The organism is Kitasatospora sp. NPDC001664, from assembly GCF_053596675.1.
On the sequence record NZ_JBSFGS010000024.1, the window covers coordinates 124715 to 144695 of the forward strand.

A 19981-nucleotide genomic window follows, 5' to 3' on the forward strand; every position below is an offset into this window, starting at 1 on the left:
CTTACGTTATCGGGCGGGCGCGGCCTCCGGGGCCACCGGCTCGGCGGCGGGCGCGGTGAAGAAACGGCTCATCGGGGCGACCGCCAGCACCAGGACCAGCGGCGCGAGCAGCGCCAGGCGGAACGAGCCCGCCCCGGCGAGCGCGCCGACCAGGGGCGAACCGACGAGGAATCCCACGTAGTTGAACAGGTTGAGCCGGGCCACCGCGGCGTCCGCGTGCTCGGGGAACCTCCTGCCCCCCGCCGCGAAGACCTGCGGGATGATCGCGCAGATGCCGAAGCCCAGCACGGTGAAGGCGGCGATCCCGGCCCACTGCCCCGGTGCGGCGGCCGCCAGGGCGAAGCCCAGCGCGGAGAGCACCGCTCCCGCCCGGACCACCGCGACCGCGCCCCAGCGCTCCACCGCGCGGTCGCCCAGCGTGCGGCCGAGCAGCATCGCCACCATGTAGCCGAGGTAGCTGAGCTTGGCCAGGTCGGCCGGACTGCCGAGCACGTCGGTCAGGTACTTGACGCTGTAGTTGGAGACCGAGGCGTCCGCGATGTAGGCGAAGGCCATCACCGCGCACAGCGGCAGCAGCGGGCGCCAGGGGATCCGGGAGGCGGCGGCCGCGGCCGCCTCCCGTACGGCGTCGCCGAGTTCGGCCCGGCCGGGGAAGCGGGTGCCGGTCAGCAGCGCGAGCGGGACGAGCACGGCGGCGGCGCCGCCGAACAGGACGGCGAGCGAGGTGTCGTAGTGCGCGCCGAGGCCGGCGATCACCGCACCGAGGATGCCGCCGAGACTGAACGCGGCGTGGAAGCCGATCATGATGCTCCGGCCGTAGCGGCGCTGCAGCCCGACCCCGAGCATGTTCATACTGGCGTCCAGCGCACCGACCAGCAGGCCGAACAGGCCGAGCGCGATGGCCAGTTGCCACAGCTCGTGCCCCAGTCCGACGGCCGCCAGGCTCAGGCAGACGGCCGGCTGCACCAGCCGCAGCACCGTCTTCGCACTGGTCCGCCCGACCACCGCCTCCGAGGCCACCGAGCCCACCCCGGCCAGCACCGGCACCGCCGCCAGGAAGACCGGCAGCAGCGCGTCGCTCAGCCCGTACCGCTCCTGGATCTCCGGTATGCAGGTGACCAGCAGCGCGAAGGTCGTCCCCTGCAACAGGAAACTCCCCGCCACCGCCGCCCGGGCCCGCCGCAGCCGCCCGTCCACCAGCTGCTCCGCCATCGCCGACCTCGCTGCCCCCGGCTACCGGCCGGTACGTGGATGTTGAGGCGTGAGCGTAGGCGGTGGAACGTGTTTGCGGGAGGGGTCGGGACGTAACGTTCCGGCCCCTCCCGACGGCACGTCAGCTGACCGGCGCGTTCCAGGCGGCCGACCAGGTGGCCGGTCCGACCACCCCGTCGGCCTGCAGCCCCTTCTCGGCCTGGAAGCCGCGGGCCACGGCGGCGGAGGCCGGGCCGTACCAGCCGTCCACGTCGATCCTCCAGCCGCGGTCGCGCATCCGCTGCTGCCAGACACGGACGGCCTCGGAGTGCAGCATCGGCGAGCGCAGGCTCAGGTACTCCCCCGGCCAGGCCGGACCCTGGGGCTGCTGCTGCTCCTGCTGGTCCCGGTGCTCCTGCGCGGGCGGCTGCTGCTCGGGCCTGCCCGACGGGCGGGGGGCGCCCTGGCGGACCCAGGCGTAGAGCGGTTCACCGGGGCAGCTGGTGGCGTAGCCGTCGCGGTGGCCGCGGATCTCGGGCCCGGCGCCGCCGTCGCGCCGCAGCCACTCGATCGCGTCGCGCAGACCGTTCAGCATCGCCTCGGTCGGCTCGGTCAGCCCGGAGTCGCCGAGCATCGCGCAGACCGCGTAGTGGCCGCGGTTGAGCGCGCCGTTGCCGTTGGCCGCCGTCTGGTGGTGAGCGCCGCGCCCCTCGAAGACCGAGCCGTGCGGGCAGACCACCGCGGTGTTGCCGGTGTAGTAGACGGTGCCGTTGCGGCGGGCCAACCACGTGCTGTTCGGCGTGGTCGGGCACCAGACCGGGCCGTCGTGCGTGACCCGGCTGATGGCGAACCGGTGGCCACGGTTGTGCGCGGCCACCGGGTAGAACCGGCTGGACCGCTCCGACCGGCTGAAGTGCAGCGACCAGCGCTCCTCGCCCTTCCAGTGCGCCGGCCGGACGACAGCCGGCCAACCGAGCAGGGTGCAGGCGATCTGGAGCGCGTCGAGGCGGTCCCGCACCTTCTGGGTCACCGTCCCGCCGCGGCCCTGTGCCCAGCCGTCCGCAAGTACCGAGACCTCGACGAACAGGGCCAACTGGTCCTGCGTCAGGCTGGTGACGAAGTCGACCCGGACCACCTTGTCCGGTGCCTCCGCCACCCGCTGGACCTCGCCGCCGGCCACGGTGTTGAGCCGGAACTCGGTCTTGTTCCCGTTCCGGTACATCCGCCAGCGCGGCACGGTGTCGCCCCTGCGGTCGAGCGTCGGCGCCGGCGGGCCGTAGAGCTTTCGCAGCACCTGCTCGATCCGGTCCACCAGGTGCGGGTTCGCGGTGTGCGACTGATAGATCGTCACACCGTTCAGCAGCTTCCCCCGGCTGCGCGCGATGTGGCCCTCGGTCCAGTACCAGGCGACGAGTTCGACGAACTCGTCGCTGTGCACGGCCTCCGCGGGCAGGTTGGCCACCGGGGCCGCCGTGGTGATGCGGTGCTTGTCCGTCAGGGTCGCGGAGGTGGCGAACGTTCGCTCGTACCCGCGCACCGACCGCGGCGCCCGGCCCCCGAGATCGGCCCAGGTCCCGTCCGGATTCTTCAGCTTGGCGGTGCCGGTCCGGCGGAAGTAGTGCTCCACCGGCCACCGGTGCTCGGGAGTGGTCAGCGAGGAGTGCGAACGCCCTTCCATCAGCACCAGCTCGCGGGGCTTCGCCGGGAAGACGTGGATGCCCTCCGCCCGCTGCCATTCGGCCTGCCCGGTCTCGTGGTTGAGGGTGAGCAGGAGATCCCCGGTCTTGAGCTCCTCGTGGCGCTTCCAGCCCTCGGGGGTGAGCGCCTCGGTCTCGGCGTCGACGCAGTAGGCGATGTCGACGTAGCCCTCGGCGTGGTTGGCGAGGTGGCTGGCCTGGATGGCGCGGACCCGGGCGGCGCAGCGGGAGTGCTGGGCGGCGTCGGCGAGGTCGGCGGGGACGGCGGTCCCCTCGTAGTGGATCTTGACGCCCTGGGTCGCCTCGACGGTGCGGAGGTCGGTCCTGGGCTGGGCTGCGCCCCACTGGGCGCGCGGCACGAACTGCATGTCAGTCCCCCTTGCCTGATGGTGAGTTCAGTTATCCGCATCGGGTGCGATGCGCAGGGTGCGGCGGTCGACGCGGTCGATGGCGTCGCGCATCGACGAACCGCTGTTGGGGCGCAGCTCGTGCTCGACGGCGGTGAGTCGTTCCTCGATGCCGCAGAGCCGGGCCATCACGCCCTCTCGGCCGGGGACGCCGGGGCGGGGTTCGGTACCCTGCCAGTCTTCACTGAACTCCTCGACCCTATGCGCGATCTGGCGGACGACCCGGCCGAGCCGCCAGAGCATGCCGGTGGCGGCGGCGACCGCGGCCAGCGCACCGCACCAGACGACGAGGGTGTCCAGCGAGTCCATCCCCGTGGAGCCGGGGTTCACTCGCCCTGCTCGGTGGACTCCCCGTCGGGGGCGCGGTGCAGCCAGGAGGGCAGCAGTGCCTCGACGCCCGGCAGGGCCATCAGCCGGGTGAGGGCGGTGGAGACGCCGACGGCGACGGCGAGGCCGGGGAGGGTGGCGGGCAGGGTGCCGCTGTCGGCCAGCAGGGGGAGGGCGGCGAGCAGGCCGAGCAGGGTCTGCAGGGTGGTGCGCAGGGCGCGGCGGGTGGAGTCGGTCATGGGGTGCCTCCTGGCGGGAAACGGGGAGAGCCCTGCCCCGGCCGGGGTGCGGCCGGGGCAGGGCTCGGTGGTGGTGATGGGTCAGAAGACGCGCAGGGCACGGGTGATGGTGCCGACGCTCACCGTGGTGAGCGCGGCGCCGGAGTTCTGCGCGACCTGCACCTCGTAGTAGTCGGTGGTCCCGTTGAAGTAGGTCATGCCGGTGGCGCAGAGCGTGGTGAAGTAGCCGGCCACCGGGACGGCACCGTGGGCGACCTGGCCGAAGTTCTGGTTGGCGTCGCCGTTCTTGATCAGGTTGACCACCCGGCCGCCGGAGGTGTTCACGCTGAACGCGACCTGGGCGGTGACCAGGTAGTGCCCTGCGACCTTGGGGGTGTAGCGGGTGAGCTGGGCGGGGTCGACGCCGCCGTGGCTGTCGGTGATCGGGCTGGCGGCCCAGGTCAGGTAGAGGATGGCGTTGTTGGGCAGCGACTGGTCCGCGCTCTGCCTGGTGATCAGGCGCGGCGGGTTGAGGGTGTGGTCCTGCACCCAGCCGGTGCCGTTGTAGACGGTGTAGTAGCCGGGCGACTTGATCCAGGCGATCATGCCGGCCACCGGCTGGACCACGGCGGTGTCGCGGGCGGTGGCGGTGTCGAAGCGCATCACCATCCGGGAGTCGGCGGCCTGGGTCAGCGCCTGGAGGTGCAGCGGGATGTCGGCGATGTCGCTGGGCTCCGGGTAGGGGAGCTGGTTCATCGGGGTCTGCTTGGTCACGAGTCCACCTCTGGTTCGTCGTACGGGAGTTGACGGGCTACGCGGCGGGCCCGGCGGGCTCGGCGGGCTCGGCGGGCTCGGCGGGCTCGGCGGGCTCGGCGGGCTCGGCGGGCTCGGCGGGCGGCTGCGGGAACTCGATCGTGACGGAGGCCCCGGTCGGCAGGCTGACCTGCTGCCCGGCGCCGGCCAGCGGGTCGTCGACCGGGATCCGGCCGGGGGCGCGGGTGGACAGCCAGTCGGCCAGCTGCCGGGCGACCTCGGCGGCCAGCGTGCGCAGCTGGTCGGCGTCGAGCCGGACGGTGTCGGCGGTCTGCGGGGTGGTGTCGGTCATCTCTGGCTCCTCGGAAGGGGGTTGGCGGACCCTCAGCGGGTCCAGAGGTCCTTGTAGCTGCGGCCCGCCTGGGTGATGTGGGCGTAGGACGGGTACCGCTCGGTCACCTGCTTGAACGGCTGCCTGGTCCAGGCGTCGGGGTCGACCGGCGGGTCCGGGGTGAGGCCGACGTCCAGTTCGCCGCTCGGCCAGGAGGTGCCGCGCAGGGTGAGGGTCTGCCGGATGGCGCCGTCCGAGCCGGCCTCGACGGAGATGCCGATGACCCAGGCCAGGGTGTCGAGGTAGGCACCGGAGGTGTCCACCAGCTGTACCACGTCGCCGAGTTGGAGCCTCGGGTCGTAGAGCACCTCGACTCCGCCGAACACCGGGATGGGGTAGCGGCCGGACATCTCCAGCGCCTTGGCCAGCGAGATCGCGGTGTCGTAGTCCTGCACCCAGTCGGTGTCCTCCGCGGTGAACTCCTGGAAGCCGTAGCGGGCCTGGCTCTCGGAGTTCTGGACGATCGCCGTGCGCTTCACCGGCTCGGTCTTCGGCATCGGCATGACCAGCCGCACCGAGCCCGAGCCGTCCTTGTTGACGGTGTAGAGCGGCTCGGCGGCCATGTTGCGGAAGCGGACGTAGAGGGTGCCGCCGTCCCGGCGGACGGAGGTCTCCACCCGGCCCTTCTGCGCCTTCTGGTTGGCCGCGTTGACCAGCGAGAAGCGGACGGCGGAGTCCTCGGAGACGACCTGGTCGCAGTCGACCAGCGGCGGCCAGATGTCCGGCTCCTCGACCGCCTTCTCGTAGGCGATCTCCAGCACGCCGTTGCCCGGGACGGTGCGGACCAAGGCTCCGTCGTGCATCACCTCGCTCTTCTGGGTCTCCACCTTGGACCAGTCCTGGTAGGGCTGGACGCAGTAGTTGCGGCAGGCGTCGATCTCCTCGGAGACCGTCAGGGCGGCGATGTCCCGCAGGGTGGTCAGCGTGCGCTGGGCCCTGGTCGGCGCGCTGAGGAACCGGGTGTGGTTGCGCCAGCGGAAGACCCCCGTCTCGTCGAACTCGGCGGTGGACAGCGCCGCCTTGGCGATCTGGGTGATGACGTCCCACTGGCTCCCCGAGACCGTCGGGACGCTGTAGAGCGGCAGGGTGACCTCGTCGAGGGTGGCCCCCTTCTTCCAGTCCTGCTTGAAGCCGGCGGGCTGGAAGGTGAAGACCGTCCCCGCTCCGGCGGTCACCTGGACGCACTCGGCGGCCACGTCGGTGACCAGGTCGACCCGGTACAGCTCGGACTCCCACTGCATGGCGTCCGGAGCGTTCAACTCCATCATCTGCCCGGCCAGTTGGGTGCCGTCGGGGGCGATCAGGTGCGGGATCAGCTGGAACGCCTTGGCGTACCGCTGCAGGGTGGAGTCGTAGCGCTGCTGGGTCAGCGAGGAGATGCCGTCCCAGAGCATGCCCAGCTGCCAGTTGCCCTTCTGCTGGGTGAGCGCGGGGAAGGACCAGCTGTACCCCTGGCCGGCTCCGCCCTCACGGCCCGACCAGGCGGTCACCGTACCGGCGTTGAAGTCCACCGCGAAGCGGAGCAGGCCGAAGCCCCAGCCCGCGTCGTCGGTGGCGAGGTCGATCTGCACCTTGGCGCGCTCGCCGGCTCCGACCATGTTGTTCACGGTGACCTCGGCCAGGATCGTCCGGCCGGGGATCCTGGTACGGCTGCGTGGCATCCAACTGACCGTCAGGTTGGTCTTCTTGGGGACCAGGGCCATCTCGTACGGCGCCGCCGTCCGGGACCAGCCGTAGTCGGTGGCCGCCGGGATCTGGTACGGGATGCCGTAGGTCGGGGTGAGACCGCCGTGCAGCGAGGCGTAGAACGCGGTGTGCTGGTCGTTGGAGACGTTCGGGTAGCGCGGCGGCGGGCAGGTGTGCACCCCGCCCTGGCGCAGCAGCTCGTCCACGCACCAGGTGGCGCTGGCGATCGGCTGCTTGCCGAGGAACCCGGCGTAGGGCTTGGGCAGATGGGCCGGGCCGCGCAGCCGCTCGGCCCCGTCCAGCGCCGTCACCTGCACCGAGTCGCCACCGGAGGCGGCGGAGCGGCTGCGCACCGTCCCGCGGAACACCGGCACCGCGCCGGTGCTCTCCAGGCCGACGGTCTGCACCACCGACTGGCGCGGACGGACGGTGTCGGCGGTGGCCCGGGGGGCCCACGGCGAGTACAGCGCGGGGCCGTTGCCGGCCGCGCTGCCGCCCAGCTTGAGGTCCAGCTGGGCGGACGAGCTGCCGGCGAAGGCCCGCATGGCGGAGGGCAGGTCGGTGTTGTAGGCACGGTCGACCTTCCAGCCCTGGATCTGCGGGCTGAGGTCGGTGCCGCCGAGGCGGGTGGTGCTGCGGTAGGCGCGCTCGCCGGCGGCGAGCGCGTCGATCATGGTGGGGTCATCCGTTTGCACCGGCCACCTCCAGCAGGTCGATCGAGACGTTGCGGTAGCGGAGCTGTGCCGTCGGCACGTCGCTGTAGCCGGTGATCGCCATGGGCGGGCAGCCGTCGCCGGGCAGGCCCTCGTCCGGCCAGTCGCCGCCGATGGTGTAGCAGGCGTTGGCCAGCGAGTAGGTGCCGACCGCACCCGGCTTGGCGACCGCCGTGACGAAGGCGGCGTCCGGCGGCACCACGGCGGTGACCTGACGGCCCGTCACCACCGCACTGTTCAGGTACGTGCCGGCGACGGACTTGAAGTCCAGCTGGGCCACGCACGTGTCGGACGGGAAGGCGGTCGGGACGCGGAACGACACCGTCCAGCCCGGCACCACCGGCAGGCCGCCGGCCCAGTACGGGCTGCGCCAGGCCACCGCGCTCTCCGCGGCCTGCGCCTGGAATCCGAACTGCCCCTTGACCGTGGTCGATTCGACCACCGCGCCGGGCTGGCCGGAGACGAACCAGGCCCGTCCGGTGCTGCCCGTCCGGTCCCGTCCGGCCGCCTGGGCCGGCTCCAGCAGGTTCACCGAGGCCGGGTCCATCACCGCGAGCGGCCCCGGTCCGTCGGCCCGCCGGGCCAGCCGGTCCAGGTAGGTGGCGGTGTCCCGGTCCAGCCCCTCCCAGCTCAGCTTCAGGCGGCGGACGGGCTTCGGGGTGTAGACCACCGTCGCCCGTCCGCCGAGCGCCCGGAACTCGGTCACCCCCAGGTCGGCGCTGCGGTCCCAACTCTTCGCGGCCTGGTCGATCTCCCGGAGCGCTCCGGGCCGGCCGATCCACAGGTTGTGCGGCATGCGGCACAACTCCTCTCTTCAGGTGTCGGGTTCTGGCTGCTGCCGGTCGGCTACCGGCGCACGAGCTGGCGCTGACCGTCCATCGCGGCGCGGGCGATGGTCTGCGCGTCGACCTGGACCAGGACCGGCCGCAGCGCCATCGCCTCGACGGCGGCGGCCAGGCGGTGCAGCGCGGGCGCCGAGGCCCCGCCGGAGCTGAGCATCTTGTCCAGCCGGTCCAGCGGGATGACCGCCTCGTGCTGGCCGCCCTCGCCGATCAGCGCGAGCGTGCCGGAGGCGGAGGGCGCGATGATGCCGCCGTTGGCCAGCATCGGAATCGTGGGGATGTGGACCCCGAACCCCTTGCCGCCGATCCCCGGCACCCAGTCCGGAATCTCGATCTTGATCCCGTTGATCGCGTTGATCGCCCGGTTGACCAGCCCGATCACCGCGTTCAGCGGCGTCTTCACCGCCCCGAGCACCCCGTTGAACGCGGACTCCGCGATCCCCGACAGCGCCCCCCAGGCGCTGCTGAGCGCGTCCTTGACGGTGTTGAACGCACCGGTGGTGGCGCTCTTGATCCAGTCCAGCACGCCGGAGATCGCGCTGCGGATGCCGTTCCACGCACCCGTCACCACGCTCAGGACCACGTCCAGCACGGTGGTGATCACGGTCTTGTAGGCGTTGAAGTACCACTTGATCGCGGTCCAGATCCAGTCCACGACGGTGGCGATGGCGCTCTGGATGCTGCCCCAGACCTTGGTGATGATCTCGCCGGTCTGCTTCATGACCGGGCCGATCGCCTTCATCACCGTGTCGATGACGTTGCCGATCACCTTGAAGGCGGTGTCCATGATCTTCTGCATGGTCTTGGACTGCATCGCCATGTCGACGATCTTGGCGATCAGCGGCGCGAGCAGCATCAGCAGCAGGCCGATGATGTTGCCCTTCATCGCCGTGTTGAGGCCCTTGAACCCGGTGGTCGCCGCCCCCAGGCCGGTCTTCATCTTCCCGAACATCCCGCCGGTGGTCCCGGCGGCCTTTCCGGTGCCGCCCACGGCCTTCTCGGCCTGGGCGGCGGAGTTCTTCAACTTGCCGACGGCACCGTCGGCGTCCCGCGCCGAGCTCCGGAGCCGGTCGACCCTGGAGGCCGTCGTTCCGAGCGAGGAGGCGAACTTCGACAGGCTTCCCGTGGCCCCGATGAGGGAGGACTTGAGACTCATCACTTCTCCGTTCGTGGTCAGCCCACGGCTGCGGCCAGGCTCCTGAGCTTCTGCTCCAGGTGGCCGGCCCTGGTTTCGATGTCCCTGAAGTACTTGTCCGCCGCGGTCTTCTGCTCCTTCGCCCGCTTCTCCGCCTTGTTGATCTTGTCCGTGATCTTGGTGACCTTCTCGGCCTCCTTGGCGAGCTTGCCGAGGCGGCCCTCGTCCTTCTGCGCCTGCTTGACCAGCTTCTTGAGGTCGTCGGACTCGCGCTGCGCCTTGTCCTGCAGACGCTGGAACTCCTTCATGTCACGCTGGGCGGTCTTGAGGTCGTCATCGCTGCCCGAGGTCCGGTAAGCCCGGGACGAGGCGTTCTTCTTGCTCCGTGCCGCGTCCAGCTGTTCCTTGGTCGTGCCGTGGGCGGAGAGCTTGTTCTCGATGAGCCGCAGGCGGCGCACGATCTCGCCGTTCTTCTCCTTGAGGGCCGCCTGCGCCTTCTCGGTGTTCTTCGCGCTCTGCTTGTCCTTGTCGGCCCCCCACTGCTTCAGCGGACGGCCGCGCCAGTAGATCCCCTTCTCGTCCACCTTCAGGAAGGTGTAGTCGGCCTTGATCGCCGTGAGGCCGAAGGCGAGCAGGGTGACGTCGGCCTTCATCGCGGTGAGACTGCCGGCCAGGCCGTTGAGGTCACCCTTGATGTAGGTGATGCTGCTCGCGAGCCCGGTCAGGATGTGCTTCTGGACCTTGGCATCGGCCTTGTAGACGGTCCATTCGTCGGCGAGGCCGTTGACCTTGTCCTTGAGCAGGTGATCCGCAAGGTCGGAGCCGGGTACGTTGGCCATGGATTTCCTCCGGTCCTATCCGAAGAACGAGCGGAGCTCGACGGCGCTCGGGAGTACCGGCCGCGGCTCCTCGTCCCAGTCCTCGTCCGCCGGGCTGCCGTCCTCGTCCTCCTGGCCCGGGCGGACGACCGGCTCCGGGGGGTCGAGGGGGTCGGCTTCCTCGTCGCGGTTGATGGTGGCGAACATCCAGTTGGCGACGGCGAGGTGGTCGACCACGTTGGCCAGCAGGTAGTCGGTGGTGGACCAGTCGGCGGCTTCGCCGTGGAGTTCGCGGGTGAGGGCACTGTCGCGCGGGAGGTGCTTGATCAGCACCGAGAGCCGGCGGGCGGAGAGCCGGTCGCGGTGCCAGTCGAGGAGGTCCACGCCGTAGTGCCGGAGCAGGTCGGCTTCGAGGGCCTCGGCGTGTTCGTCGACGAACGCGCCGAGGCTCAGGATTCCCCCAGGCCGAGCCCGGTCTCCTTGCCGTAGGCCTCCAGGATCGCGCCGACGTCCTGCATGGTGACGTCGTGGCGGTCGAAGCGCTCGAACTGGGCGTCGCCGAGCAGGAGTCGGAGCAGGCCGTCGACGTCGTCGTCGTCCAGCGCGGCGAGCTTGCGGGCGATCCCGCGCGCGAGCTCGGTGGGGAGTTCGAAGACCTCGCCGTCGAGGTCGAAGGTCCAGGTGCGGCCGAGCGCTTCGAGGCGCTGGGCGCGGGCGGCGTTGACGGAGAAGCTGGCCATGTCGGGCTCCTGACTGGTGAGTTGGGGAGAGCGGGCAGGGCCCGGCGGATGGTCCGCCGGGCCCTGCCCAGGGGGTGACGAGGGATCAGACGGCCGAGTAGGCCGGGTCCTTCATCAGGATGGTCGCCAGCGGCTTGGTGTCGTCCACCGACAGGGCGGTGAAGGTGACGCCGAGCTTGATGGCGGCGGTGCGGGTCAGGCCGAGCTCCTCGGTGTCGGTCACCTGGCCGCGCGGGACGACGAAGCGGTAGGTGATCGCCGAGCCGTCGGTGAACTCGATGCCGAGGGCCTTCTCGTTCGCCTTCGGGGCCGGGGACAGGTCGTACTTGTAGATGCCCGAGCCGGCCGCGGTCTCGGCGGTGGCGTCGCCACCGAGGAAGAAGGGCAGGGTGTCCTCGTTCAGCTGCAGCAGCTGGAACTTCAGGGTGAGGTCACGGTCGCCGTAGATCAGCCGGGCGGTGCTGGAGGACTGCCAGGTCTTGACCGGGTCGATCTTGTCCTTCTTGGCGAACTTGATGCCGTCGGTGGTCGTGTAGCCGAGGTCCTTCCACGCGGCCGCCCAGGCGGCGGAGGTGTCGGCCGGGGCGGCGGTGCCGACCGGGGCGACCAGGATGCGGCCGGTGCCGGCGACGCGGATCTCGGAAGCGTTGGTGCCTGCCATGGTGATCTCCTCGGGAGAAGGTGGTGCCGGGTGGTCCGTACTCGCGGTCGCGGGTACGGGAAAGGCCCCTCGCGGTGGTGCGAGGGGCCCGATCGTGGGGAGCCCGCCGGGGCGGCGGCTCAGAGTGGACGGAGCGTCAACTGCACCGTGTTCCGGTACCTGTTGGCACTCGTCCGGTTGTAGTCGGGCAGCCAGCGGGGGCCGTCCGTCTCCTGGAAGTCGACGACCAGGGCGCCGCCGTAGACGGTGCCGCGCAGCTGGAAGACGGCCGCCCGGGCCAGCTGCATCAGGGCGTGCGCGGCGGTCTTGGTCGGCCCGTAGACCTCGAGGTCCACGAGCGGGAGGTCCAGGTGCTGGTCGTCGATCCAGGCCCCGCCGGTGCGGGAGACCAGGACGACCGCCTGCGTCCCGTCGAAGCCGGCGGGCGGCTTGTTGTCGACGGTGGCGGCGGCCAGTTCGGTGCGGTTGCGCAGGCTGTCGACGATCAGGCGTTCGACGTCGGGCAGGGCCAGCAGCGGAGTGGCCATGGTTCTGCTCCCTTCTGACGGGGGCTCGGAGTCGGTGCGCGGGACGGCCGTCGGTGGGCACGGCGGCGGGACCTCGTGCGGGAGGGAGGAGGGGGTCCGTTACCGGCGGGGCGGCGGCCGCCCCGTGCGAAACGGCGGGCCGCGCTCCCCTCGCTTCCGCGCTGGGGGCACAGCTCCGCCGCTGCTCCAACTGTGACGCATTGCGTGCGCGGGCGCAACTTGTGCGGGCGGGCACGTTCGCCGGAACGCCGAGAGCCCCGCTCCGGCAACCGTGCCGGGGCGGGGCTCTCTTGATGGCGCGTCAGGCGGATCGCGGGCGACCTCGCCGGGTGAGGCGCTCGGCGGCGAAGACGTCCTCCAGCCGGTAGAGCAGGGCCCTGCCCTGCCGTCCGGCTGCGGCCAGGTGGCCGAGCTGGACCCACTTGCGGATGGTGGCGGGCGCGACGTCCACCTCGGCGGCGGCGATCAGCGCGTTGACCAGGGCGGCCCCGGCCGGGAGTCCGAGCGTGCTCATCGGGCCCCCTCCACGGCGGCGGGGACGGGGCCGGCGGGCTCGGCCTCGTCCACCAGGACGGCCAGGGCGGCCTCGTCCACCCCGGCCTCCTGGGCCAGTTGGGACCAGGAGGTCTCCGCCCAGCTGTGCCGGTGGCCGGGGGCGGTGCGGCACTCGCAGTCCGGCTCGGTGCAGCGGCAGCCCGGGTTGACGCAGAGCACCGCCCGCCAGGCCGGGAAGGCCCGCAGCGAGACCGAGTCGCACCAGGGGCAGCGGCCCCGCACCCGGACCAGGGTCTCGGCCTCGCCGAGCGCCGCCGAACAGCGGCGGGACATCCGGCGGGCCTCCTCCAGCACGTGCTCGGCGAGCGTCGGGTGGCCCGCCACCTCGGCGAGCAGCGCCTCGATCCGGTCCAGCCGGGCCGGCACGTCGGCCCGCGGGGCCCGGCCGAGCCGGAGCTTCTCCCGGACGGCCTCCTCCAACTCGACCACCCCGTCGGTGATGTCGCGCAGCACGTCGGAGATGTGCAGGCGCAGCGGGGCCCGGCCGCCGGAGGCGCCGCGCAGCCCGTGCCGCTCGTTCCAGAGGGCGGCCTCGCGGTCGGCCCGGTCGGCGGCCGCCCGGCGGGCCGCCTCGGCGGCGCCCTTGGGGGCACCGGACCGGTTGGCGGCACCCGGCCGCCCGGGGGCCAACTCCTCGATCAGCTCCGGGAACTGGCGGCGCAGGATGTCGATCCACAGGGCGGCGCGGGCGAGCTGACGGCCCGCGACGGTGGAGGGGAAGGCGGACTGGGCGTGCATGGGTGACTCCCCGGCAGAGACGGCGGGACAGGAAGAGGAGGCGGACTTCAACGCGGTTCGACCACGCGACCGTTGCGCCAGAGGCGGCCGCCGCAGACTCCGTCGAACCAGGAGAGCTCGGGCTGCACCGCCTCCAGACAACGGCGGCGCACCGGGCAGGCCGCGCAGCGGCGCAGGGCCGGGGCGGCCTGGGCGGCCCTGGTCACGAAGATCTCCCGGGCCGGCAACCCCCGGCAGGCGGCCCGCTCGCGCCAGTCCTCGGCGCGCTCCCGGGCGTAGGCGTGACCCTCGCCGGCGGGACGGGCGGCGGCAGCAGCGTCGGCAACGGTGGCGGCAACGGGCATGGCAGGGCTGCTCCAGGACTCGAGGGCGGAGCCCGGGGCGGCCCGTCCGATCTTGTTGCGGGTTCGCACCCATCCTGCGTTGTTGCGCCTGCGCGCGCAAGCTGTTTCGGGACGGACCTTCGACGGACCGCGACGACTCCCTCACAGAGCGGCCGAATCCCCGCACAACCGTGGCCCAATCGACATGACAGGGTGCGTCCGAGCACTGATTACGCGCGCGAGCGCGCGGTACCCTTGGGTGGTGCGGGGGCAGGCGGAGGGAGTCCAACACATGGTGCCGAGCAGCAGCACCGACATCGAGCGGTTCGCGTCCTGGATCGAGGACCTGATGCGCGACCGCGGTTACGACATCGACAGCCCCCGGGGCGGCGGCAAGTCGAAGCTCGCGGAGGACGCGGGCGTGCACCGGGCAGCCGTGACCCGGCTGCTGCAGCGCCAGAGCATGCCCGACCTCGACACCATGCGGGGTCTGGCCCACGCCCTCGGCGTCCCGATCCGGGAAGTCCTCATCCAGTCGGGCAAGCTGACGGCGGATGATCTCCCGGAGGCGGTCGGTTACCCTGTGGACACCGCACCCGCCACGGCCGTCGGGCAGCGGATGACCCTGGAGCAGGTCGCGTCGGCACTCGGGATTCCCGACGACCGGCGCGAGATGTTCATCAAGGTCGCCCAGCAGTTCACGCCCGACCAGGCCGGGGACGACCACCGGGAGACCGGCCGGGAGGCTACGGGACGCAAGGGGACCAGACGGCTCGCTACGGGCTGAGCCCGTGGATCGGTGAGAGGCGTTCGGCGCGTGGCTGGGCAGAACAACCGGACGGACGGTCCCGGCCCGGGCGAACTGGCCGAGAGCGGCGAGGAGTTCGACCTCCTCGCCCTCATCGCACAGCTCACCGACCGTGCCTCCCGGGAGCCCGGACGCCGGCTCTCCCCGGCCGCCGTCACCCGGGCACTGACCTCGCTGGTCGAACTGGCCCTCCCCGAGGGCGTGCTGATCACCACTCCGGAGGAGTACGAGCGGTCCCGCGAGTCCGCCTACGCCCAGGGGTGGCAGGACGCCGTCCAGCACCTCCACCGCCAGTCGGTGTCCGGCCCCGCGCCCTCCGTCCCGGCCCAGGCCCAGGGCCCTTCGGAGGCTCCGCCACAGGCCGGGTCCGAGGTCCGGGCGCCGCGCACCGAGGCCGACGACGAACACTCCTCCGGCCCGGAGGCCACCGTCCTGGCCTTCCCGCCCCGGATCCCACTGGTCCGGGCGGCAGACAGCGACGGGCGGCGCGAGCTGATGCCGCACCGCCCGCGCCGCCCTTCCCGACGACGACGCCGGGAGACCGCCGAGCCACCGGGCCGGCCGGAGGCCCCGGAGGGTCCTGCCCGCTCCGAAGAGCCCGACGCCTGACGCCCGGCGCCCGGCGCCCGGCGCCCGGCGCCCGAGGGGTGCTACCGCGTGTTGCCGATCCGCAGCAGCGCGGCCGCGGCCGGTGCGGCGGCCTCCGCCCCGTGCCCGCCCGCCTGGACCTCGGCCGCCACCGCGAGGTCGCCGCAGTACCCGGTGAACCAACTGTTGGGCTTGGGCTGCCCGTTGACCTCGGCGGTACCGGTCTTGCCGGCCGCGCCGGAGATGCCGCGCAGCGCCCCGGCGGCCGTACCGCTCTCGGCGGTGCGACGCATCATCGACCGCAGGTCCTTCAGGGGCTGTGCACCGAGGGTGCGCGCGGACCTCGGCTGGGGCAGGCCGGGGATCAGGACCGGCTGGCGGAAGGTGCCGCTCTGGACGGTGGCCGAGACCGAGGCCATGGCGAGCGCGTTGGTCTGGACCCGCCCCTGCCCGATCAGGGCCATGGCGGCCTCGGCCGGGTTGCCCTCGACCGGTACGGCGGTGTCGAAGGTGTCGATGCCGGTCTGCCAGACCAGGCCGAGGCCGAACACCTCCCGCGCCAGGGTGGGCATGGCCGCACCCTTGAGCCGGTCGCCGCCCGCGTCCAGGAAGGCGGTGTTGCAGGACTGCGCGAAGTCGTCCTTGAAGGTGTAGCCCGGGCGCGGATCGGTGAAGTCGTTCCGCACCGTCCGGCCGGACACGGTGGTGGTCGGCGGGCAGGGCAGCGGGCTGTCCGGCGTCAGGCCGGCCTCCAGCAGCCCGGCGGCGGTGACCACCTTCATGGTGGACCCCGGGGCCTGGTTGGCCCCGAAGGCCCGGTTCTGGCCCTGCGCCGGGTTGTTGGCGAAGGCGAGCACGTGACCGGTGCTGGGTTCGACGGCCACGATCGAGGCCGGTGTGGTCCGGGCCGCGACCGCCGCCTCGGCCGCCCGTTGCAGGTCGGCGTCCAGGGTCAGCCGCCGCTGGGCACCGCTCTTCGGCTCGGTGATGGTGAACAGCTGCTCGCCGGGCGACGAGCTGCCCTGCGCGAAGGCCACCACCCCGCGGCCCGCACTGCCCGGGTCCTCCGTCCCGGTGAACCTGATCTGCCCCAACACCGCTCTCACGGAGGGGAATTCACCGACCGGCCGACCCTTTCGGTCCACCACCTGGGAGGGTGAGGAGGAGATCGGACGCACCGACAGCTCCTTGGTGCCGGTCAGCTTGGGGTGGACCACATCAGGACTCCAGTGCACCACCACCCGCCCGTCCCGGCCCCGCACCATGGTGAACGCGCCCTCGTACCGCCAGGGTTGGGCCGCGTCGGGCAGCCGCACCTCGGCCCGGAAGGCCAGCGGCACCTCGCGGTCCGACACCGGCGGAGTCGTCACGAAGGAGGACGGCGACGGCGAGGCGGACGGCACCGGGCCGCCCAGGGCGAGCGAGACCGCCGTCGGCTTCAGCTCCGTCCGGAACCTGGTCAGGGCGACGATCGCGGGCTCGGGGCGGTCGGTGAGGCGCCCGGCCTCCTCGTAGTCGCCGTCCGCCCAGGCCTTCAGGAACGCTTCGGCCCCCTTCGCCGCCTCCGCCGCCGTCGGCGGCCCGGTGACCACCACCGCCGGGACCTTCGGTCCCCCCGGAGTCGGCCCGCCCACCAGGGCGTAGGCCGCGTACCCCCCGGCCCCGCACACGATGGCCCCCGCCACCGCGAACCCCATTCCGGCCGCCATTCTGCTCACTGCTGACTCCCCCTGTCGTTGCGGTGCTCGTGGGTCACTTGGACCAGTGCGCATCCAAGGCGATGGCGGTCATCTCGTCGAGACTCACCGTCATCGCCTCCTGCTGCCCGTCGGGATTGAACTGCTCGAACCGGACCAGCCGGCCGCCAGGGCGGAGCACGGCGACCGCCCAACGGAAGGGCTTGGAGCCGGTGGCCTCCTGGATGGTGCTCACCCGCGATCCGTCGGCGAGCCTCGCGCAGGCCCCGTACGCGTCCGTGGTGCACGGCCAGGCCATGACCTCCTGCGCGGTGAGGTCGGCCAGTGTCAGGCTCAGGGCCGTGCGCCGCTTCCCGTCCTGGAAGGACAGCATGGCCCTTACCTCCCGCCGCTCCCGGGCGTCCCCGCTCGACCGCGGGGTCAGGCGCCAGTCGGTGAACGACCCGATCTGGTCGGGGTGGCTGCTCGTGCCGCGCCGGGGGAGCATCGCCGCGAACTGGGTGCCGAACTGCCCCGCCCCGTCGGCCCGGCCCGGCTGGTAGGTGGGCGCGGCGAGCAGCGGCAGGGTGTCGGCGGTCGTCGCCGTCGGGGTCGCGGTCGGCGTCGGCGTGGCCGAGGCGGCCGGCAGGGCCGGGCCGGATTCGGCGGCCGGACCGAGGGCGGCCAGTCCGAATCCGGTCGATCCCACCAACACGACGGCTGCGAAGGCGAGTTGGACGTTCCTGATCCGGCGCAGGTGGCGCCCTCGGGTAGCAGCCCGGTGGACCAGGTCGTGACTGTGCGGGGCGAACCCGTCGACGGCCCGACCGAGGACCTCGTGCAGCTCGGCCTCGGACTGCGGCGGTCGGTCATGCGGCACGGTGCTCTCCGTTCGGTCGTGGGGGTGACGGCGCGGGGGCCTCACGCGCGGCTCAGTTCGGCGAACTCGGGTCCGAGGACCTGCCGGAGGCGGTCGCGGGCGCGGAGGCTGCGCACCCGCACCGAGCCGACCCGGATGCCCATCAGCCGGGCGGTCTCCTCGACCGAGCGGTCCTCCCAGTAGCGCAGCACCAGCACCGTGCGGTCCTTCGGGGACAGCTGGGCCAGGGCCTCCAGCAGGGCGATCCGCAGGGCCGGGTCGTCGCCGAGGTGGCCGTCCGGTTCGGGCAGTGCCTCGGAGGGGCGCTCGCCGGAGCGGCGAAGCCGGCGCTGGGAGACGAAGGTCCGGGAGAGCACCGTGTGGGCGTACGCCAGCGGGGGCTCGGAGCGGTCGATCCGCCGCCACGAGCGGTACATCTTCGCCAGGGTCTCCTGGACCAGGTCCTCGGCGAGGTGCCAGTCACCGGTCAGCAGGCAGGCCGTTCTGAACAGTCTGCCGCTGTGGGCGTGCGCGAACTCCATGAAGTCCGCAGGAGCTTCCCCCACCACTTGGTCCTTCCCCGATCCCGTTCGTCGCGGTACCCACGCCGCGGGGCACCGGCGGCGTTACAGGCCGGGGGAAAAAGTTTTCCGGGCGTCCGACCGCCCGTCAGGGGCCGAGCAGCCCGGGCACCTCGGCGAGGTCGGTGATCAGGCCGGTGGCGCCCGCGCCGGTGAGCTTGGCCGGGTCGGTCAGGGCCGCGTAACCGTACACGTCCATCCCGGCGGCCCGGGCGGCCAGCACGCCGTTGCGGCTGTCCTCGATCACCAGGCAGCGGGCCGGGTCCACCCCCAGGGTGCGGGCGGCGTGCAGGAAGAGGTCGGGGGCGGGCTTGCCGACGCCGACGTCCTGGGCGCTGAAGATCCGCTCCTCGGCGTGGTGGCCGCGCAGCCCGGTGAGGTCGAGCGCGGTGCGGATCCAGGCGTGGTGGGCCGAGGAGGCCAGGCAGTACGGGACGCCGCGCTGCTGAAGGGTCTTCAGCAGCTCCTCGGCGCCCCGCACCGGGGTGAGCTCGCGCTCGAACGCGGCGAACACCCGGGTGTGGAAGAGCTCGTCGAAGCCCTCGGGCAGCCGTGCCCCGTACCGCTCGCCGACCACGTCGTGCACGGTGTGGGCGGCGCAGCCCATGAAGTCCCGGTAGGAGTCCTCGACCGTGGTCGGGTGGCCGAGCTCGGTCAGGTACTCGGCGAGCACCCGGTTGGAGATCGGCTCGCTGTCCACCAGAACGCCGTCGTTGTCGAAGACCACCAAGTCGTAGCTCACGCCCGTGAGCCTACTTGCCGCCGGAGGCCAGCTCCTGCGAGCGGTTGCGGGCCGCCTCCAGGGCGCCGAGCAGGGCGGCCCGGACGCCGTGGTTCTCCAGCTCGCGGATGGCCGCGATGGTGGTGCCGGCCGGGGAGGTGACCGCCTCGCGGAGCTTGACGGGGTGTTCGCCCGAGTCGCGGAGCATCACCGAGGCGCCGATCGCGGACTGCACGATCAGGTCGTGCGCCACGTGCCGGGGCAGGCCGAGCAGGATTCCCGCGTCGGTCATCGCCTCGACCAGGAAGTAGAAGTAGGCCGGGCCGGAGCCGGAGAGCGCGGTGGCCGCGTCCTGCTGGCTCTCCGGCAGGCGCAGCGCCTTGCCGACCGAGCGGAAGATCTCCTCGGCCCGCTCCAGGTGCTGCTCCTCGGCGTGCGAGCCGCCGGAGATCACGCTCATCCCCTCGTCGACCAGCACGGGGGTGTTGGGCATCACCCGGACCACCGGGGTGCCGGGGGCCAGCCGGGCCTCGAACCAGCGGGTCGGCACGCCGGCCGCCGCCGAGATGACCAGCCGGTCGGGCTCGACGTGCGGGGAGAGCTCCTCCAGCAGGGTGCCCATGTCCTGCGGCTTGACCGCCAGGATCAGGGTGTCGGCCAGCTTGGCCGCCTCGGCGTTGGAGACCACGGTGACGCCGTAGCGCTCGGTCAGTTCGGCGGCTCGCTCGGGGCGGCGGGCGGTGACCAGGACGTCCGCCGGGTCGGTGCCGGCCCGCAGCAGACCGGAGAGCAGGGCCTCCCCGATCTTGCCGGTGCCGAGGAAGGCGATCTTCTGTCCGGACGCGCTGCTGGTCATGGCCGCTCCTTGCTCACGTGTACGGCCATCCTCGCACCAGGCGGCGCCCGTCCGGCGCAGCCGTCCACGCTGTGGGCAATGTGCGGCACCGCCACCCGGGCCGCCCGCCGGTGTCCGCCCGCACCGTGACCGGGGCCACCGTCCCGCCACTACCGTCGCGGCAACCCCCA

At 72.5% G+C, this 19981-nt stretch carries 24 protein-coding genes; 2 read left to right on the forward strand and 22 right to left on the reverse strand.

The window, feature by feature from the left end; all coding sequences use genetic code 11:
* Positions 1-6: 6 nt before the first annotated feature.
* From ACWCYY_RS29640 to ACWCYY_RS29720, 17 genes are all read right to left on the reverse strand, one after another.
* Positions 7-1212, reverse strand: a complete 1206-nt coding sequence (locus ACWCYY_RS29640; protein ID WP_345289258.1) for an MFS transporter — start codon at positions 1210-1212, stop codon at positions 7-9.
* Positions 1213-1333: 121 nt separating this feature from the next.
* A complete protein-coding gene (locus ACWCYY_RS29645; RefSeq protein WP_449797776.1) occupies positions 1334-3256 on the reverse strand; it encodes a peptidoglycan-binding protein in 1923 nt (640 codons plus the stop codon).
* A 27-nt stretch (positions 3257-3283) separates the two neighbouring features.
* Positions 3284-3625, reverse strand: coding sequence for a hypothetical protein (locus ACWCYY_RS29650; RefSeq protein WP_449797777.1), 342 nt, complete (start codon positions 3623-3625; stop codon positions 3284-3286).
* Positions 3622-3861: a hypothetical protein gene (locus tag ACWCYY_RS29655; RefSeq protein WP_345289255.1), complete on the reverse strand. Its 240-nt coding sequence runs from the start codon at positions 3859-3861 to the stop codon at positions 3622-3624. The genes ACWCYY_RS29650 and ACWCYY_RS29655 overlap by 4 nt, the downstream gene beginning before the upstream one ends.
* Before the next feature lie 81 nt (positions 3862-3942).
* A complete protein-coding gene (locus ACWCYY_RS29660; protein ID WP_345289254.1) occupies positions 3943-4614 on the reverse strand; it encodes a hypothetical protein in 672 nt (223 codons plus the stop codon).
* Between the two features lie 37 nt (positions 4615-4651).
* Positions 4652-4945 (reverse strand): hypothetical protein, encoded by a 294-nt coding sequence (locus ACWCYY_RS29665; RefSeq protein WP_449797778.1) that lies wholly within the window; start codon positions 4943-4945, stop codon positions 4652-4654.
* Positions 4946-4977: 32 nt separating this feature from the next.
* Positions 4978-7344: a hypothetical protein gene (locus ACWCYY_RS29670; protein ID WP_449797779.1), complete on the reverse strand. Its 2367-nt coding sequence runs from the start codon at positions 7342-7344 to the stop codon at positions 4978-4980.
* 7 nt (positions 7345-7351) lie between these two features.
* Positions 7352-8179, reverse strand: a complete 828-nt coding sequence (locus tag ACWCYY_RS29675; RefSeq protein ID WP_345289250.1) for a hypothetical protein — start codon at positions 8177-8179, stop codon at positions 7352-7354.
* Positions 8180-8229: 50 nt separating this feature from the next.
* The gene (locus ACWCYY_RS29680; RefSeq protein WP_449797780.1) at positions 8230-9381 is read right to left on the reverse strand and encodes a phage tail protein; all 1152 of its coding nucleotides are present in this window, start codon (positions 9379-9381) and stop codon (positions 8230-8232) included.
* A gap of 17 nt (positions 9382-9398) precedes the next feature.
* On the reverse strand, positions 9399-10199 hold the full coding sequence (locus ACWCYY_RS29685) for a hypothetical protein (RefSeq protein WP_449797781.1): 801 nt from the start codon (positions 10197-10199) through the stop codon (positions 9399-9401).
* Between the two features lie 15 nt (positions 10200-10214).
* On the reverse strand, positions 10215-10562 hold the full coding sequence (locus ACWCYY_RS29690) for a hypothetical protein (RefSeq protein WP_345289247.1): 348 nt from the start codon (positions 10560-10562) through the stop codon (positions 10215-10217).
* Between the two features lie 65 nt (positions 10563-10627).
* Positions 10628-10918: a hypothetical protein gene (locus ACWCYY_RS29695; protein WP_345289245.1), complete on the reverse strand. Its 291-nt coding sequence runs from the start codon at positions 10916-10918 to the stop codon at positions 10628-10630.
* A gap of 85 nt (positions 10919-11003) precedes the next feature.
* Entirely contained in the window at positions 11004-11579 is a 576-nt protein-coding gene (locus tag ACWCYY_RS29700) for a phage tail tube protein (protein WP_345289244.1), read from the reverse strand.
* Between the two features lie 119 nt (positions 11580-11698).
* Complete coding sequence (locus ACWCYY_RS29705; protein ID WP_449797782.1) at positions 11699-12106, reverse strand: hypothetical protein; 408 nt, start codon at positions 12104-12106, stop codon at positions 11699-11701.
* A 301-nt stretch (positions 12107-12407) separates the two neighbouring features.
* Positions 12408-12620, reverse strand: coding sequence for a hypothetical protein (locus ACWCYY_RS29710; RefSeq protein WP_345289242.1), 213 nt, complete (start codon positions 12618-12620; stop codon positions 12408-12410).
* Positions 12617-13399 carry a hypothetical protein gene (locus tag ACWCYY_RS29715; RefSeq protein ID WP_345289241.1) on the reverse strand — a complete coding sequence of 261 codons (783 nt, stop codon included), beginning with the start codon at positions 13397-13399 and terminating at the stop codon, positions 12617-12619. Before ACWCYY_RS29715 ends, ACWCYY_RS29710 begins: the two co-directional genes overlap by 4 nt.
* A 47-nt stretch (positions 13400-13446) precedes the next feature.
* Positions 13447-13812, reverse strand: coding sequence for a WhiB family transcriptional regulator (locus ACWCYY_RS29720; protein ID WP_449797783.1), 366 nt, complete (start codon positions 13810-13812; stop codon positions 13447-13449).
* Between the two features lie 202 nt (positions 13813-14014).
* Between ACWCYY_RS29720 and ACWCYY_RS29725 the strand changes: the two genes are divergently transcribed.
* Together ACWCYY_RS29725 and ACWCYY_RS29730 are read left to right on the forward strand one after the other, a co-directional pair.
* Positions 14015-14509: a helix-turn-helix domain-containing protein gene (locus ACWCYY_RS29725; RefSeq protein ID WP_345289239.1), complete on the forward strand. Its 495-nt coding sequence runs from the start codon at positions 14015-14017 to the stop codon at positions 14507-14509.
* 30 nt (positions 14510-14539) lie between these two features.
* Positions 14540-15139, forward strand: a complete 600-nt coding sequence (locus tag ACWCYY_RS29730; protein WP_345289238.1) for a hypothetical protein — start codon at positions 14540-14542, stop codon at positions 15137-15139.
* 41 nt (positions 15140-15180) lie between these two features.
* On the opposite strand, the gene ACWCYY_RS29735 is transcribed toward ACWCYY_RS29730, so the two are convergent.
* From ACWCYY_RS29735 to proC, 5 genes are all read right to left on the reverse strand, one after another.
* Positions 15181-16827 (reverse strand): penicillin-binding transpeptidase domain-containing protein, encoded by a 1647-nt coding sequence (locus ACWCYY_RS29735; RefSeq protein WP_345289302.1) that lies wholly within the window; start codon positions 16825-16827, stop codon positions 15181-15183.
* Between the two features lie 43 nt (positions 16828-16870).
* Positions 16871-17674 carry a hypothetical protein gene (locus ACWCYY_RS29740; RefSeq protein ID WP_345289237.1) on the reverse strand — a complete coding sequence of 268 codons (804 nt, stop codon included), beginning with the start codon at positions 17672-17674 and terminating at the stop codon, positions 16871-16873.
* Between the two features lie 41 nt (positions 17675-17715).
* The gene (locus tag ACWCYY_RS29745; RefSeq protein WP_345289236.1) at positions 17716-18219 is read right to left on the reverse strand and encodes a SigE family RNA polymerase sigma factor; all 504 of its coding nucleotides are present in this window, start codon (positions 18217-18219) and stop codon (positions 17716-17718) included.
* Between the two features lie 103 nt (positions 18220-18322).
* Positions 18323-18976, reverse strand: coding sequence for an HAD family hydrolase (locus ACWCYY_RS29750; RefSeq protein ID WP_449797784.1), 654 nt, complete (start codon positions 18974-18976; stop codon positions 18323-18325).
* Between the two features lie 10 nt (positions 18977-18986).
* Positions 18987-19811 carry a pyrroline-5-carboxylate reductase gene (proC, locus tag ACWCYY_RS29755; protein WP_345289234.1) on the reverse strand — a complete coding sequence of 275 codons (825 nt, stop codon included), beginning with the start codon at positions 19809-19811 and terminating at the stop codon, positions 18987-18989.
* Positions 19812-19981: the final 170 nt, after the last annotated feature.

Bases quoted from the DNA above. Each gene is read 5' to 3' on its own strand.
- ACWCYY_RS29640 (WP_345289258.1), bottom strand. From the start codon at position 1,212: ATGGCGGAGCAGCTGGTGGACGGGCGGCTGCGGCGGGCCCGGGCGGCG.
- ACWCYY_RS29645 (WP_449797776.1), bottom strand. From the start codon at position 3,256: ATGCAGTTCGTGCCGCGCGCCCAGTGGGGCGCAGCCCAGCCCAGGACC.
- ACWCYY_RS29655 (WP_345289255.1), bottom strand. From the start codon at position 3,861: ATGACCGACTCCACCCGCCGCGCCCTGCGCACCACCCTGCAGACCCTG.
- ACWCYY_RS29665 (WP_449797778.1), bottom strand. From the start codon at position 4,945: ATGACCGACACCACCCCGCAGACCGCCGACACCGTCCGGCTCGACGCC.
- ACWCYY_RS29670 (WP_449797779.1), bottom strand. From the start codon at position 7,344: ATGATCGACGCGCTCGCCGCCGGCGAGCGCGCCTACCGCAGCACCACC.
- ACWCYY_RS29675 (WP_345289250.1), bottom strand. From the start codon at position 8,179: ATGCCGCACAACCTGTGGATCGGCCGGCCCGGAGCGCTCCGGGAGATC.
- ACWCYY_RS29680 (WP_449797780.1), bottom strand. From the start codon at position 9,381: ATGAGTCTCAAGTCCTCCCTCATCGGGGCCACGGGAAGCCTGTCGAAG.
- ACWCYY_RS29685 (WP_449797781.1), bottom strand. From the start codon at position 10,199: ATGGCCAACGTACCCGGCTCCGACCTTGCGGATCACCTGCTCAAGGAC.
- ACWCYY_RS29695 (WP_345289245.1), bottom strand. From the start codon at position 10,918: ATGGCCAGCTTCTCCGTCAACGCCGCCCGCGCCCAGCGCCTCGAAGCG.
- ACWCYY_RS29700 (WP_345289244.1), bottom strand. From the start codon at position 11,579: ATGGCAGGCACCAACGCTTCCGAGATCCGCGTCGCCGGCACCGGCCGC.
- ACWCYY_RS29705 (WP_449797782.1), bottom strand. From the start codon at position 12,106: ATGGCCACTCCGCTGCTGGCCCTGCCCGACGTCGAACGCCTGATCGTC.
- ACWCYY_RS29710 (WP_345289242.1), bottom strand. From the start codon at position 12,620: ATGAGCACGCTCGGACTCCCGGCCGGGGCCGCCCTGGTCAACGCGCTG.
- ACWCYY_RS29715 (WP_345289241.1), bottom strand. From the start codon at position 13,399: ATGCACGCCCAGTCCGCCTTCCCCTCCACCGTCGCGGGCCGTCAGCTC.
- ACWCYY_RS29725 (WP_345289239.1), top strand. From the start codon at position 14,015: ATGGTGCCGAGCAGCAGCACCGACATCGAGCGGTTCGCGTCCTGGATC.
- ACWCYY_RS29735 (WP_345289302.1), bottom strand. From the start codon at position 16,827: ATGGCGGCCGGAATGGGGTTCGCGGTGGCGGGGGCCATCGTGTGCGGG.
- proC (WP_345289234.1), bottom strand. From the start codon at position 19,811: ATGACCAGCAGCGCGTCCGGACAGAAGATCGCCTTCCTCGGCACCGGC.